This is a genomic window from Plesiomonas shigelloides (assembly GCF_900087055.1).
Taxonomy (GTDB): domain Bacteria; phylum Pseudomonadota; class Gammaproteobacteria; order Enterobacterales; family CAMTGL01; genus Plesiomonas; species Plesiomonas shigelloides.
In genome coordinates this window covers 2,210,339-2,224,455 of the sequence record NZ_LT575468.1, presented here as the reverse complement: position 1 = coordinate 2,224,455, position 14,117 = coordinate 2,210,339, and the positions used below count along the sequence as shown (strand labels likewise).

Sequence of the window (14,117 nt, the reverse complement as noted above, 5' to 3'; positions counted from 1 at the left end):
ACCTTAATTCTGTGGTGTTTCTTGCGAAAGCGCAGTACGCAGCGATGCCGGTAAAACCTTCTCACCGCGCAGAAAAATAACCCAGTTCATCATTCCGACCAGCAGGGCACCACCGATGATGTTACCGATAGTGACAGGGATCAGATTATTGAAGACAAAGTGAGATACGGTCAGATCCGCAAACTGAGCAGGATCCACGTTCATTGCTGTCCAGAATTCTGGGCTGGCAAAAGAGTGAATCACGATACCCATTGGGATCATAAACATGTTAGCGATGCTGTGTTCAAAACCGCTAGCCACGAACATGGCAACCGGCAACAGCATAGCCAGAATCTTATCGGTAACCGAGCGACCTGCATAGGTCATCCATACGGCCAGACAAACCATCAGGTTCGCCAGCACACCCAGCGCAACGGCCTGAGTGAAGGAGTGATGCAGCTTATGCTGGGCTGTTTTGAGTACGGTCAGACCCCACTGGCCGTCAGCCGCCATGTGCTGACCCGCCAGCCAAATCAGGCCGACAAAGAAGATAGCGCCAACGAAGTTGCCGACATACACCACGACCCAGTTACGGAACATCTGTTTCCAGGTAATGCGGTTACTGGCTTTGGCGACAAGGGTCAGCACCGTTGAGGTGAACAACTCACCGCCACACAGTACGACCAGAATCAGCCCCAGAGCAAAGGCTAAACCACCCACCATTTTGGCCAGACCCCAAGCAACTGAGCCGGTGCCGGTCATGACGGTAGTGTAGAAGACAAATGCGATGGAGATGAAAACGCCTGCCATGATTGCGAGCAGGAAAGATTGGTTTTGATTTTTCGTCGCTTTATAGACACCAACGTTTTCGGCTGTTTTAGCCATCGTTGCAGGTGGCAAAGCATCAACATGAGATGAGTTTTCTGTTTTCACACACGGTTACTCAGTGACATGAAATTGGCGAAAGCATACTAGCAAATTAAGCGATAGCTAAACTTGATCTAGATCATAATGGTGAAATTATATAACACAATTTACAGGGTTATTAACATGGGTTTTTGTTTATCTATATGAAAAACATAAAGAAAATATTTTTGAAAGTTTATTCTAAAAATTGAATGTAACTAAATTACGAAATTAAACAACAATGCGCTTAATAACTGAGCGTCATAAAAAGTGTTTTCCAATCAGACTGTTGCCGCATTTATGAGACATAATCCGCGCCATTATTTGCTGATTGGCAAGGAAAGCATACTGGCAGTGCAGCATAGCTTATTTTAGCACTTTGGTAACATTCCTGCATGGCATTGCGGCAAATATAGGCATAAATACAGTCGAAATAGTGCGAACGGGCAGTGGCAGGCTCATTGTGGGTGGATAGAAAACGGAAAAACAGGGAAAGCCGAAAAATAGCAAGTTCAAAAAAGCAGGAAAGACAGATGGCGCTGAGAGGGCCGAGAACTAAATCGTTAGCCAATACTGTAAGTGGTAACGAAAATCGGCACCGCAGGCTGGCCTTGAGGCGTTCCACGGTGCCGATGTGGCATGATTGCTTTATTTGCGTTGCGCTACATGTTTACAGAAGCGGCAGTTAACTCAATTAGCTCCAGAAGGTGCGCTTAGCCGTTTGCAGCTTCTGATACGCTTCCAGCAGCGCTTGGTGCGCCGGGAAGGCTTCCAGAGTGCTGTCGGCGGCATTCAGACCGTAGAAACGCTGTTCACCACGCACGCCTTGCCACGCGGCTTCAACGGTTTCGGCGCCGTACATGCGTTCGAAGGCGGGACGATACTGCTCAGGGTGGCGCTCTTCATCCAAGAACAGCTCTAACGAGGCTTTCAGGCAGCGATAGTAGTTAGCGCGCTCAGATGGGAACACCGACGCGTTGAACTCCATCGTCCAATCTACCCACTCCAGAGCCACATCCAGTTCACCAGCGGCCATCGCCAGCATCGACTTCAGCTCGCCCACACGCAGGGTATGCCACGGGCTGTTAGAGCCCGGCACAAAGCCCAGCAGTTCACGTACGCGGGTGAAATCATCCATCCCTTCATCATCCAACTGGTTATAGAAGGCCATGTAGTCTTCTTTTTCCCACTCGGAATCTGGCAGGCTCAGGATAATGTCACGCAGGTGCATGCCCATGTTGTTGTTGGCCAGCAGCAGATCGTCAACCGGATAGATTTCAGACATGCCCGGTACCAGAATACGGCAGGCGTACACGCCTAAGTGCTCGTAATCGGCGATGTACACTTCCGCGCCTTCATCGGCAAAGATGCTCATCAAGCCGGCGAACTCTTGCTCGGTATCATCACCGAAGTTCCAGTCCGCAAACTCGTAGTCAGCTTCGGTCTTGAACAGATCCCACGAGATCAAACCGCTCGAATCAATGAAGTGAGTTTCTAAGTTGGCGTGCTCGGCCACTTCGTCGTTGTCGAATGACGGTGGTAAGAACACATCCAAATCTTTCAGGCTGCGGCCTTGCAGCAGCTCGGTTACAGTACGCTCCAGCGCCACACCAAACATTGGGTGGGCACCGAAAGAGGCGAAGCAAGAGCCATTTTCTGGGTTAAACAGCACCACGCAGATTACCGGATACTGACCGCCCAGTGAGGCATCGTAAGCGAAAATTGGGTAGCCGGCGGTTTCCAGCGTAGCAATCGCTTCTTGTACGTGCGGGTAGCGCGCCATCACTTCTTCTGGGATCAGCGGCAGGCTGATGGCTTCAGAGATGATGCGGTTTTTGATGTAGCGCTCGAACACTTCAGACAAGCCTTGTACACGCGCTTCATAGCGGGTGTTACCGGCGGACATACCGTTCGACACGTACAGGTTGGCGATGATGTTCATAGGGATGTACACCACTTCGCCATCAGACTGACGGGTAAACGGCAGGGCGCAGATCCCACGCTCTTCATTGCCCGATTGCAGATCAATCAGGCCAGATGCGCACAGGTCGCCTTCGGGATCATAGAAATCACGCAGGCCTTCATCCAGCATACCTTCCGGCAGGCTGTCGTCATCAGGCAGCGGGAACCATTTTTCATCAGGGTAATGCACAAAATCGCCGTCGGCGATGTCTTGGCCCAGATAGAAGTCGGCAAAGAAATAGTTGGTGGACAGACGTTCAAAATATTCACCCAGCGCGGAAGCCAGTGCCGCTTTTTTGGTGGCACCTTTACCGTTGGTGAAACATTGCGGACAGTCTTTGTCACGAATGTGAACGGACCAGACGTTAGGCACAGGGTTCAGCCATGAGGCTTCCTCGATATTAAATCCCAATGCTTTCAGTTTGGACTGGAAACGCTCGATAGAATCTTCTAGGGCTGCGTCTTTGCCCGGAATGAAAGTTTGCATGTGCACAGAGTCCGTTTAGTTTAGTCAGTACACCGGTCATCACAGCGCCGGTCGTTATTGTCATGCATTCGCTCTGCCAGCGACAGGTTGAACGCACGTCTTACTTGGTCAGCGTACCAACTGCTGGTAATAACTGCTATCGCAGTTGGCGGCACCTTCCACAGCATAGTTATAAAAATCACCGTTTACCGCTAGATAGTCATTCAGCGCTGAGTAGGCCAGTTGACGCTCTGGGGTGTTGGCAATCCATTGTTCCAGCTCTTTGAGCGAAAATCCCGGCGTCACATTCTGGAATGTGGCACACGCAGCAGCGCGTGAGATCTCTTCGCCGGTAACGCTAATATCTTTTTTATCCATCAGCTCCTGATGGTAGGTCAGCATGCTGGTGGTGATGGCATTTGTCAGTTGCAACAGCGCCGCTCGCTTGCTGGGCGCATTCGGATATCGGGCGGCAATTTTACGCTGAACGTCATCTCGAACGCCATCGCCATCGAGATCGACTCCAACTAAAGAAACCATGCCCGCCATCCCCGGATCTGGGGGTAAGCTCGGTTCGAGCGCAGCAAAGGCTTGCGCACGTTGTTTGGTGTTGACCGTGTCATCCGCAACTTGCTGCAGGCCGGTATTGGCTAGCGCCGTGCCCGTCCAACAGCTGACCAGTACTGCACAGGTCAGGATCGTTTTACGCATACACACATCTTCCTTCTGATAAGGCGCTAAGCTAACCACTGTTGACGGTTATTTTTATGTGCGGCAAGTAACACTCTCAGATTTTTATGCTGCATTCGTCCCTCTTTTTTCACGATTAATCACATTTTTATCGGCCGTGCTCGGCATAATGAGCGGCGGTCGATAACTAAATGGATGTAACACGATGACTATCAGTAAAACTTTTCAAAAAACACTGAGTGCTTCTGTTGTCGCTTTGTGGTTTTCCGGTGCTGCATTTGCTGCTGATTTACCTAATATCACGATTCTGGCTACAGGCGGAACCATTGCCGGTGCCAGTACCACCAATTCTGCGACTGACTCCAGCTATACCGCCGGTAAAGTCGGGGTGGATGCCCTGATTGCTGCGGTGCCAGAGATGAAATCAGTCGCTGATGTGTCCGGTGAGCAGGTAGTGAAAATCGGCTCTCAGGATATGAATGACGAAGTCTGGCTGAAGCTGGCCAAGCGTGTCAATGAGCTGCTGGCGAAGGACGACGTGGATGGCATCGTGATTACTCACGGTACGGATACCATGGAAGAGACCGCGTATTTCCTGGACTTGGTCGTGAAGAGCGACAAGCCTGTGGTACTGGTAGGCGCGATGCGTCCTTCTACTGCGATGAGCGCAGACGGTCCATTCAACCTGTATAACGCGGTGGTAACGGCAGCTGATGCCAACTCGAAAGGCCGTGGCGTGATGGTTGCCATGAACGACACCGTACTGGGTGCCCGTGACGTGGTGAAGATGAACACCACCGAAGTGAACACCTTCCAAGCGCCAAACTATGGCCCACTGGGTTACATCCATAACGGTAAGATTGATTACCAGCGTACCCCTACTCGTAAGCACACCAGCGAAAGCCAGTTCGATGTGAGCAAGCTGGATAAGCTGCCGAAAGTGGGTATCGTGTACGGTTACTCCAACATGGCGGTAGAGCCAGTGAAAGCGCTGGTGGATGCGAAGTATGACGGTATCGTGACTGCTGGTGTGGGTAACGGTAACCTGTACAACACCACCTTTGATGTGCTGGAAAAAGCGGCTAAAAACGGTACCGCAGTTGTGCGTTCATCCCGTGTGCCTACAGGCTCCACAACGCTGGATGCGGAAATCGATGATGCCAAGTACGGCTTTGTGGCAGCTGGCCCGTTGAACCCGCAAAAAGCGCGTGTTCTGCTGCAGCTGGCGCTGACGCAAACGCAAGACCCAGCTAAGATTCAGGAAATCTTCCTGACTTACTAATGGCCTTGATGCCTGAGACATAAAAAATCCGGCCACTGCGCCGGATTTTTTGTTGTTAGCGTGTGGTGATAAACACCGTTTACTGCTTGTAAATCCAGTATTGGTCGTTCAACCGCTCGACTTTCCCTTGCCACTGACACAGCTCAGTAAGTTGGGTCTCTTTATATAAAATGGCCGGCTGCTGACCGTAACCGAACATCAGGTTATAGGTCTGCTTGCGCGTGCCGTCTTCGGCTTGAAACAGAATATCGCCCACCCACTGGTATTGTTTGAACTGCGGGTACATCGCGCCCCAACCGGGCATGGTGGTTTCGTCTTCTAAGACGCCGGTAACATGCACAATGTCTTTACTGGCTAACGCGGGGCACATCTCTTTGAGTTTGCGCCACGCACTGACCACGTTTTGCATTTGTGTTTCGGTGAGGGTGGGTTGATCCAACGTCACTTTCAGCACTTTTTCTTTCTCTTTACAGCCGGTCAGGGCCAGTAACAGCATCAGGGCAGCGATTGGTTTCATGGTGATTCCTGTTCTTTTTTGTATTTTTTGCCTTCACTCGGCGTGATTACAGCGTGCCTTGTTCATCGTGACTGATTTCATCTAAAGAAAGATGAAAGCTCGGTACAAACACGTTCATGAAGTAATCCATCTCTTCACTGTGGCGGTCACGCAAGGTTTTCTTCAGCCGTTTTTTGGCCAGTTTAAATTCGTTATTCCCTGCCGAGAGCTCTTCGATGCACTTGAGATAGGCACACAGGGCGTCGGCTTGTTTGACGATGTGTTGCTCCTCAGGTTGCAGCGCATCGGAGTCAATCAGCATTCGGTAGTCGTCTTGAAACTCGGGAGGCAACATACCGACCAGTTTTTGCTCGGCGATTTTTTCAATTTTTTTGTATTCGCGGGCAATTTCTGGGTTGTAGTACTTGATAGGGGTGGGCAAATCACCGGTTAACACTTCGCCAGCATCGTGGAACATGGCAATCAGGGCGATGCGCTCAGGGTTAACATTCCCTGCGAATTTTTTGTTTTTAATCAGTGCCAATGCGTGAGCCACAAAGGCGACTTGCAAGCTGTGCTCGGAGATATTTTCCGTTTGCACATTGCGCATTAACGGCCAGCGGTTGATCAGTTTCATCCGCGACAGGTAGGCGAAAAAGTGGCTGTGGTTCATTCCATTACTCCTTAACCGATGCCAGAACAATATTGTGCGGCAAAGGGCGCGAAGAAGCAAAAGCGGCGCTGGTATCAGATTCAGCTGTAAAAAGGCCAAGAAAAAGCACTCCGGTGAGGGAGTGCTTGGGCAGGCATGTATGCCGGATGAGTGTGACAGGGGAAAATTAACGGTGCCGCTTATTAATGGTACTTATTGGTGGTACGTGGAGAAGAAACGCCCCAGTTTACCGATTGCCATCTCCAACTCATCCACACGTGGCAGCGTGACGATCCGGAAATGATCGGGATGCGGCCAATTAAAGCCGGTTCCCTGAACCAGCAGCACTTTTTCTTGTAGCAGCAGGTCGAGCACCATTTTTTGATCGTTACGGATATTGAATTTCTTCTGATCCAGTTTCGGGAACATATACAGCGCGCCCATCGGCTTGACGCAGGAGATCCCTGGGATCTCGTTGATCAGCTCCCACGCGCGGTTACGTTGCTCGTACAGGCGACCACCCGGATGGATAAATTCGTTGATGCTCTGATAACCACCAATAGCGGTTTGAATAGCGTGTTGCATCGGCACGTTCGCACACAAGCGCATCGAGGCCAGCATCTCTAAGCCTTCGATATAGCTCTTAGCGTGCTTTTTCGGGCCGTGCAGTACCATCCAACCTTGGCGAAAACCGGCCACGCGGTAGGTTTTGGACAATCCGTTAAAGGTAACGGTCAGCAGATCCGGCGCTAAGGCTGCGATCGAGTGGTGCACCGCGTGGTCGTACAGGATCTTGTCGTAAATTTCATCGGCAAAGATCACGAGGTTATGTTGGCGCGCAATTTCCACGACCTCGAGCAGCAATTCTTTGCTGTAAACCGCACCGGTAGGGTTATTGGGGTTGATGATCACAATCCCCTTGGTGCGCGGGGTGATTTTACGTTTGATATCGTCTAAATCAGGGAACCAGCCGGCTTCTTCATCGCACATGTAGTGCACGGCAGAGCCGCCGGACAGGGAAACTGCCGCTGTCCACAGCGGATAATCAGGCGCTGGCACCAGAATTTCGTCGCCATTATTCAGCAAGGCCTGCATCGCCATCACAATCAGCTCGGAAACCCCGTTACCGATATAGATGTCTTCCACGGTGGCGTCCATCATGTTGCGCTTTTGATAGTGCTGCATAATGGCTTTACGAGCGGAATATAATCCTTTGGAGTCTGAGTAGCCTTGCGCGGTAGGCAGATTGCGAATCACATCGACCAAAATTTCATCGGGCGCTTCAAAACCAAAAGGCGCGGGGTTGCCGATATTCAGCTTGAGAATTTTGTTGCCTTCTTCTTCTAAGCGTTTGGCTTCTTTTAATACCGGGCCGCGGATGTCATAGCAAACGTTATCGAGTTTTGTAGACTTATTGAGAGTATGCATAGTAAGGCGCGCCACTGTTTTAAATATAAAGAGAGATACTCCAGCACTTTACTCTGTGGGCGGCAGCGGCGAAAGCTAACTGGTTGATTTCAGAGCAACGCTCTGTATGTGGCTCCGCTAGCGGCGCATAGATAACTATTAAGTGTTACTAATTGGTATTTTATTGTGCTAAATGGCAATAAAATAGATTAAAATTATGACTTTGAATAAGTCTGTGTGACCACGGTCGTTGAAACTGGCCGTTTGGCGTTACAATATGGCTGTTTTGTGATGACTCTCCATGGATCAAAATGAAAATCAGGAGAGCGAAAATAACCAGAGTAAGTGGATTGCTTACGCGTGAGGTTACTTTGAACCTGCTTGATGAACTGATGCCCAGACTGCGTCAGCTGTTTTGTGGCCCGGCGGATAACGCCGTACCGGATGTCACCCATTCCGATTCTTCCTCTGCGGCGTTACCGGATTCTCCCGGTATCCGGCAATTTACGTTCTCCATGCTACGCCGAGATGCTGGCAAATTACTTGACTGGTTGTCAGCTCAGCCGCTGTTTCCCAAATTTTACTGGTTGCACCGTGATGGCTCTGAAGAGGTCGCCGCGCTGGGGCAAGTTCGCGTGTTTAATCGCCCTGATGCGGTCAGTGAGTTCTTACAGGCGCAGAACGAACCGCTGCGCGTGTGGGGCGGTACAGCATTTGATGGCTTGCAAGCGCGTAGCCACGGCTGTTTGAGCGGCTGGTTTTTCTTGCCGCGCTTTGAACTGCGCCAGACCACCAAAGGGGCGTGGTTAACCATTAACCTGCATAGCCACACTTCGCTGCGAGAAGATGGCCTGCAAGCGTGGCAACAGCTGTGTCAGCTGGTGGCGTCAAGTGCGCTGAATTTGCCGGATGTGACGGTGGAGCAAGCGCGCCATGCGCCCGATAAAGCGGGCTGGTTTGCGCTGATCCGCAAATCTCTGGCGGCTATTGAGGCGCGTGAATTTGATAAAGTGGTGTTAGCGCGTAAAACCACGCTGACGCTGGATAAGCCAGTGGCGCCGGCTGAATTGCTGGCCGCCAGTCGCCGTGTGAATCACCGCTGTTTCCATTTTATGTTGGCGCTGGATGATAGCCACGGTTTTGTTGGCTCCAGCCCCGAGCGTTTGTTCCGCCGCAGTGGTCAGACGCTGTACACCGAAGCGCTGGCTGGGACGGTGTCGCGTACTGGGGATGATATTCAGGATCATCAGCTGGCTCAGTGGCTGCTTTCTGATAAGAAAAATCAGCACGAAAATCTACTGGTAGTGGAAGATATCTGTTCACGTTTAAGCGGACATGTGGATAATCTAGATGTTTTGCCTGCAGAGGTGTTGGCACTGCGTAAAGTGCAGCATCTGCGGCGACGGATCACCGCCCAATTACGGCAAGCCGATGATGCCCAGTGTTTGACTTGGTTGCATCCAACCGCCGCGGTCGCGGGATTACCGCGTGAGCCGGCGCGGCGCTTTATTCACGAACATGAGCCTTTTGAGCGCGGCTGGTATGCCGGCTCTGTTGGGCACATTTCCCGTGAGCGCGCGGAGTTTACCGTGGCTATCCGTTCGGCGTTGATCCAACAAAACCAAGTTCATTTATTTGCCGGGGCTGGAATTGTCCCCGGCTCTGACCCAGAAGCTGAGTGGCAGGAGATTGAGCGCAAAGCCGCCGGCCTGCGCACTTTGCTGGAGCCCGACTATGTCAACAAGTGCCTTTAATCGTCGCTGGGCGGGGGTAGTGCTGGAAGCGATTACCCGTCACGGGGTTCGCCATGTCTGTATTGCCCCCGGTTCCCGCTCAACACCGCTGACGCTGGAAGCGGCCGCGCATGCCAAATTGACCTGCCACACCCATTTTGATGAGCGTGGTTTAGGACATATGGCGCTCGGTATGGCAAAGGCGTTAAATCAGCCGGTTGCGGTTATCGTGACCTCCGGAACGGCGGTGGCCAATTTGTATCCGGCTCTGATTGAAGCCGGTTTGACCAAAGAAAAACTGGTGTTGCTGACGGCAGACCGTCCGCCAGAGCTGGTGGATTGTGGCGCGAATCAAGCGATTCGTCAGCCGGGTATGTTTGCCGACCATCCGTGTGTCAGTCTGAATTTACCGCGCCCTACGCCGGATATTCCGGTGCGTTGGCTGCTATCCGAGTTGGATACCGCGATGCACCGTCAGGCGCAAGAGGGCGGCGCAGTGCATGTGAACTGCCCGTTTGCGGAGCCGCTGTACGGCAATGACACCAGCTTGTATCAAGAGTGGATGCAGCCGGTGGCCGATTGGCTGGGTGGTGATGCCCCATGGCTAACTTTCCGTCATCCGCAAGCGTCAGTCGAAACTGATCCGCATTGGGATACCCTGTGCAAGCGCAAAGGGGTGATTGTCGCCGGTCAAATGGCGCCCGAAGAAGGGGCCGCCGTCGCGGCGTGGGCACAGCGTTTGGGCTGGCCGTTGATCACTGACGTGCAATCCGGCGTATCGCCGATGCTGCCGTATGCCGATTTGTGGCTGAGTAACCCGCATGCGCTAGAGCGTTTGGCTGAGGCAGAGATTGTCATCCAACTGGGTGGCCGCTTTATCTCCAAACGGGTGTGCCAGTGGCTGGAAAGCCTGTGTGTACAAGAGTATTGGGTGGTAGCGCCGCATAGTGAGCGTTTAGACCCGTATCATCATCGTAGCCGCCGGATTTGCGCCGGTATTGCCGATTGGGTTCGTGCCCATCCCGCTGAAGGGCAACGTAAGCCGTGGGCGATTGAGTTGCCGGCGTTGGCGCGTTTTGCCCATACGCAAGTGCAAAAACACTTGGGTTCCAAGCTCTGTGAAGCCTCGATCGCGCACCACTTGAATAAAATTCTGCCGCCAGATGGCCAAGTTTTCTTAGGTAACAGCCTGATTGTGCGTTTGATTGATGCGCTGGGCACCTTGCCTGAAAATTACCCAACTTACAGCAATCGCGGTGCCAGTGGCATTGATGGCTTGATCTCAACCGCGGCAGGCGTTGCCAAGGCCGGTGGTAAGCCAACACTGGCGATCGTCGGTGATACCTCGGCGTTGTACGATCTGAACTCGATGGCGCTGCTGCGTAATCTCGGTGTGCCGTTTGTGCTGATCGTGATTAATAACAACGGTGGGGCTATCTTTGATCTATTACCTGCGCCGGAAGCAGAGCGTGAACGTTTCTACCGCATGCCGCATGGGCTAGATTTTTCCCATGCTGCCGCCATGTTTGGGATGGCGTATGCCCGCCCGTACACCTGGGCTGATGTGGGAACCGCGCTGCGTCAGGCGTATGTGAAAAATGGTGCCATGCTGATGGAGCTGAAAGTTGCCGACAGCGAGGGCGCTGAAACCCTGCGGACATTACTGCAACAGGTGCGAGATGCCGTTATCAGTTAAAACTCAATCAGTTGAAGCGCAAGTGTCACCTCAGAATTCATCAACCTTGCACTGTGTCCGCCGTGGTGACACGGCGCTGAGTGAACAAGGCAAACCGTGGCTGGTTTGGCTGCATGGTTTTCTCGGCAATGGTGATGATTGGCAAGCGGTGACAGGTCAATTGGCCGACTATCCGCTGCTGACTGTTGACCTGCCGGGACACGGCGGTTCAACTGGATTTAGCGTGCGTTCGATGGCCGAAGTGAATCGCCTGCTGACGGCGACACTGGCAGCGCAAGGCATTCACGATTATTGGCTGATAGGCTACTCCATGGGCGGGCGCATTGCGGCCTACCATGCGACGCAAACGGCCAATGGCCAGCCGCCGCAAGGTCTGCGTGGGTTGATTTTGGAAGGCGCGCATCCGGGCCTGCCGCAAGAAGAGCAGTGTCTGGGCCGTTGGTACCACGACCGGCGTTGGGCAGAGCGTTTTCGTCGTGAGGCGCTGGCCGATGTGCTGCGCGACTGGTATCGCCAACCGGTGTTTGCCGATTTGAATCCAACGCAACGCAGTGAGTTGCAACAACGCCGTGCGGCCAACGATGGCCGAGCGTTAGCCATGATGCTGGAAGGCTCTTCCTTAGGGCGTCAGCCACAAATGGGCCAGCCGCTGCGCGATCTGCCGTTGCCATTCCACTATCTGTGTGGTGAGACTGATTTGAAGTTCGTCACCTTGGCGCGTCAGCACGGTTATCCGCTCGCGCTGATCCCACAGGCTGGACACAATGCTCATTACGGCAATCCAACCGCTTATGCGGCGCAGATCCGCGCGATTTTAGCGCAAGCGTCTGCGACAGAACGTGCATCAACGCCGCCGTCAGCAGAAACTGCTGACGCCCGTTGAACTGAAATTTCACGCACCGTTTTAGCTGTTCGTTTCTGAACGCTGACGGTGCGGTTTTTTATGCTTTTATCCACTTATTTTTTCATTACTTACAGGACATAGCCCGATGCTTTATCCGAGCGAAGAAGAACTGTACGCCCCGATTGAATGGCAGGACTGCAGCGCAGACTACACTGACATCCTGTACCAAAAATCTGCTGACGGGATCGCTAAGATCACTATCAACCGCCCAGAAGTGCGTAACGCGTTCCGTCCACAGACTGTGAAAGAGATGCTGCAAGCACTGGCTGATGCGCGTTATGACGACAACGTCGGTGTGATTGTGCTGACCGGTCAGGGCGACAAAGCGTTCTGCGCTGGCGGCGACCAGAAGATCCGTGGCGACTACGGTGGCTACCGTGATGATTCCGGCGTGCATCACCTGAACGTGCTGGATTTCCAGCGTCAGATCCGTACCTGTCCAAAGCCGGTGGTGGCGATGGTAGCCGGTTACGCAGTGGGTGGCGGTCACGTGCTGCATATGATGTGTGACCTGACGATTGCGGCTGAAAATGCCCAATTTGGTCAAACTGGCCCGAAAGTCGGCTCCTTCGACGGCGGCTGGGGTGCGTCTTACATGGCTCGCATCGTCGGCCAGAAAAAAGCGCGCGAAATTTGGTTCCTGTGCCGCATGTACGATGCGCAGCAAGCGCTAGACATGGGTCTGGTGAACACCGTTGTTCCACTGGAGCAGCTGGAGCGCGAAACCGTGCGCTGGTGTCGTGAAATGCTGCGCAACAGCCCGATGGCTCTGCGTTGCCTGAAAGCGGCGCTGAACGCTGACTGTGATGGCCAAGCGGGTCTGCAAGAGCTGGCAGGTAATGCCACTATGCTGTTCTACATGACCGAAGAAGGTCAGGAAGGACGCAACGCTTTCAATGAGAAGCGTCAGCCAGATTTCAGCAAATTCAAACGTAATCCGTAATTTAGAATAATTATTCCTATTATGAGAACCGCGACTCTGTACCGTTACAGCCTGCCGATGGAGGCAGGCATCGGCCTTCGCAACCGTCCACTTAAGACGCGCGAAGGCTTGATTTTGCATGTGCAGCAGGATGAGCGCGAAGGCTGGGGCGAAATCGCCCCGCTACCGTATTTCAGCACCGAAACGCTGGCACAAGCGCAAGAAGAGACTCAAGCGTGGCTGAGCGCGTGGTTAGCGGGTGAAACACCGGCTGAGCCACAGTGGCCATCGGTCGCCTTTGGTACCAGCTGTGCGCTGGCCGAGCTGGATGGCTCGCTGCCACAGGCCGGTGATTACCGCACCGTGCCATTGTGCTCGGGCGATCCAGACGATCTGTTTGCCGCATTAAACGCGATGCCGGGTGAGAAGATCGCGAAGGTCAAGGTCGGACTGTATGAATCGGTGCGCGACGGCATGATTGTGAATATGCTGCTCGAAGCGCTGCCAGATCTGAAACTGCGCTTAGATGCCAATCGTGCGTGGACTCGTGCTAAAGCCGAAGGCTTTGCTAAGTATGTGAATCCGGATTACCGTCCGCGCATTCAGTTCTTGGAAGAGCCATGCAAAACCCCGCAAGAAAGTCTCGATTATGCGCAGTACACCGGCATCAATATCGCGTGGGATGAAACCGTGCGTGATGAAGGCTTTGAGGTGCAAGCACAAGACGGCGTGTCGGCGATAGTGATCAAGCCTACGCTGGTGGGTAGCCTGCAACGTTGCCAGATGTTGGTTGAACAAGCGCATGCGGCCGGTCTGATTGCTGTCATCAGCTCATCGATTGAGTCGAGCTTAGGCTTAACGCAGTTGGCGCGGGTGGCCGCTTGGCTGACGCCGGACACCATGCCGGGCTTGGATACGCTGTCGATGATGCAAGCACAAGTGCTGCGTCCGTGGCCAGACAGCGCGCTACCGCTGTGGTCAGTGAGTCAGCTGGAAAAAGTCTGGCCGTGTTAAGCGATCTG

The 14,117-nt window shown here is 53.0% G+C and carries 12 protein-coding genes; 6 read left to right on the top strand and 6 right to left on the bottom strand.

Annotation, left to right across the window (positions count from 1 at the left end):
* Nucleotides 1-3: 3 nt before the first annotated feature.
* From focA to NCTC9997_RS09860, 3 genes are all read right to left on the bottom strand, one after another.
* Nucleotides 4-864, bottom strand: coding sequence for a formate transporter FocA (focA, locus tag NCTC9997_RS09870; RefSeq protein ID WP_106912023.1), 861 nt, complete (start codon nt 862-864; stop codon nt 4-6).
* 715 nt (nt 865-1,579) lie between these two features.
* Nucleotides 1,580-3,334: a 30S ribosomal protein S12 methylthiotransferase accessory factor YcaO gene (gene ycaO, locus NCTC9997_RS09865; protein ID WP_064977987.1), complete on the bottom strand. Its 1,755-nt coding sequence runs from the start codon at nt 3,332-3,334 to the stop codon at nt 1,580-1,582.
* Nucleotides 3,335-3,442: 108 nt separating this feature from the next.
* A complete protein-coding gene (locus NCTC9997_RS09860; RefSeq protein ID WP_064977986.1) occupies nt 3,443-4,024 on the bottom strand; it encodes a hypothetical protein in 582 nt (193 codons plus the stop codon).
* 184 nt (nt 4,025-4,208) lie between these two features.
* Between NCTC9997_RS09860 and ansB the strand changes: the two genes are divergently transcribed.
* Nucleotides 4,209-5,285 carry an L-asparaginase 2 gene (gene ansB / locus NCTC9997_RS09855; protein ID WP_197665196.1) on the top strand — a complete coding sequence of 359 codons (1,077 nt, stop codon included), beginning with the start codon at nt 4,209-4,211 and terminating at the stop codon, nt 5,283-5,285.
* Nucleotides 5,286-5,364: 79 nt separating this feature from the next.
* Here ansB and NCTC9997_RS09850 read toward each other — a convergent pair whose 3' ends face one another.
* The 3 genes from NCTC9997_RS09850 to NCTC9997_RS09840 form a co-directional block, all read right to left on the bottom strand.
* Nucleotides 5,365-5,802, bottom strand: a complete 438-nt coding sequence (locus tag NCTC9997_RS09850) for a hypothetical protein (RefSeq protein ID WP_039045654.1) — start codon at nt 5,800-5,802, stop codon at nt 5,365-5,367.
* Nucleotides 5,803-5,848: 46 nt separating this feature from the next.
* Complete coding sequence (yfbR, locus tag NCTC9997_RS09845) at nt 5,849-6,454, bottom strand: 5'-deoxynucleotidase (protein ID WP_010864058.1); 606 nt, start codon at nt 6,452-6,454, stop codon at nt 5,849-5,851.
* A gap of 192 nt (nt 6,455-6,646) precedes the next feature.
* Nucleotides 6,647-7,861 carry a pyridoxal phosphate-dependent aminotransferase gene (locus NCTC9997_RS09840; protein ID WP_010864057.1) on the bottom strand — a complete coding sequence of 405 codons (1,215 nt, stop codon included), beginning with the start codon at nt 7,859-7,861 and terminating at the stop codon, nt 6,647-6,649.
* 371 nt (nt 7,862-8,232) lie between these two features.
* On the opposite strand from NCTC9997_RS09840, the gene menF reads away from it, so the two are divergent.
* The 5 genes from menF (at nt 8,233) to menC (ending at nt 14,109) form a co-directional block, all read left to right on the top strand.
* The gene (gene menF / locus NCTC9997_RS09835) at nt 8,233-9,594 is read left to right on the top strand and encodes an isochorismate synthase MenF (RefSeq protein WP_082935594.1); all 1,362 of its coding nucleotides are present in this window, start codon (nt 8,233-8,235) and stop codon (nt 9,592-9,594) included.
* A complete protein-coding gene (menD, locus tag NCTC9997_RS09830) occupies nt 9,575-11,269 on the top strand; it encodes a 2-succinyl-5-enolpyruvyl-6-hydroxy-3-cyclohexene-1-carboxylic-acid synthase (protein WP_064977985.1) in 1,695 nt (564 codons plus the stop codon). Before menF ends, menD begins: the two co-directional genes overlap by 20 nt.
* On the top strand, nt 11,253-12,152 hold the full coding sequence (gene menH, locus NCTC9997_RS09825; RefSeq protein WP_064977984.1) for a 2-succinyl-6-hydroxy-2,4-cyclohexadiene-1-carboxylate synthase: 900 nt from the start codon (nt 11,253-11,255) through the stop codon (nt 12,150-12,152). The genes menD and menH overlap by 17 nt, the downstream gene beginning before the upstream one ends.
* A 106-nt stretch (nt 12,153-12,258) precedes the next feature.
* Nucleotides 12,259-13,116: a 1,4-dihydroxy-2-naphthoyl-CoA synthase gene (menB, locus tag NCTC9997_RS09820; protein WP_010864053.1), complete on the top strand. Its 858-nt coding sequence runs from the start codon at nt 12,259-12,261 to the stop codon at nt 13,114-13,116.
* Nucleotides 13,117-13,137: 21 nt separating this feature from the next.
* Nucleotides 13,138-14,109 (top strand): o-succinylbenzoate synthase, encoded by a 972-nt coding sequence (gene menC, locus NCTC9997_RS09815; protein WP_064977983.1) that lies wholly within the window; start codon nt 13,138-13,140, stop codon nt 14,107-14,109.
* Nucleotides 14,110-14,117 lie beyond the last annotated feature (8 nt).

Excerpts from the sequence above, each read along its gene's own strand:
- NCTC9997_RS09840 (WP_010864057.1), bottom strand. The coding sequence starts at position 7,861 with ATGCATACTCTCAATAAGTCTACAAAACTCGATAACGTTTGCTATGAC.
- ycaO (WP_064977987.1), bottom strand. The coding sequence starts at position 3,334 with ATGCAAACTTTCATTCCGGGCAAAGACGCAGCCCTAGAAGATTCTATC.
- menD (WP_064977985.1), top strand. The coding sequence starts at position 9,575 with ATGTCAACAAGTGCCTTTAATCGTCGCTGGGCGGGGGTAGTGCTGGAA.
- yfbR (WP_010864058.1), bottom strand. The coding sequence starts at position 6,454 with ATGAACCACAGCCACTTTTTCGCCTACCTGTCGCGGATGAAACTGATC.
- menC (WP_064977983.1), top strand. The coding sequence starts at position 13,138 with ATGAGAACCGCGACTCTGTACCGTTACAGCCTGCCGATGGAGGCAGGC.
- ansB (WP_197665196.1), top strand. The coding sequence starts at position 4,209 with ATGACTATCAGTAAAACTTTTCAAAAAACACTGAGTGCTTCTGTTGTC.
- focA (WP_106912023.1), bottom strand. The coding sequence starts at position 864 with ATGGCTAAAACAGCCGAAAACGTTGGTGTCTATAAAGCGACGAAAAAT.
- NCTC9997_RS09860 (WP_064977986.1), bottom strand. The coding sequence starts at position 4,024 with ATGCGTAAAACGATCCTGACCTGTGCAGTACTGGTCAGCTGTTGGACG.
- menH (WP_064977984.1), top strand. The coding sequence starts at position 11,253 with ATGCCGTTATCAGTTAAAACTCAATCAGTTGAAGCGCAAGTGTCACCT.
- menF (WP_082935594.1), top strand. The coding sequence starts at position 8,233 with ATGCCCAGACTGCGTCAGCTGTTTTGTGGCCCGGCGGATAACGCCGTA.
- NCTC9997_RS09850 (WP_039045654.1), bottom strand. The coding sequence starts at position 5,802 with ATGAAACCAATCGCTGCCCTGATGCTGTTACTGGCCCTGACCGGCTGT.
- menB (WP_010864053.1), top strand. The coding sequence starts at position 12,259 with ATGCTTTATCCGAGCGAAGAAGAACTGTACGCCCCGATTGAATGGCAG.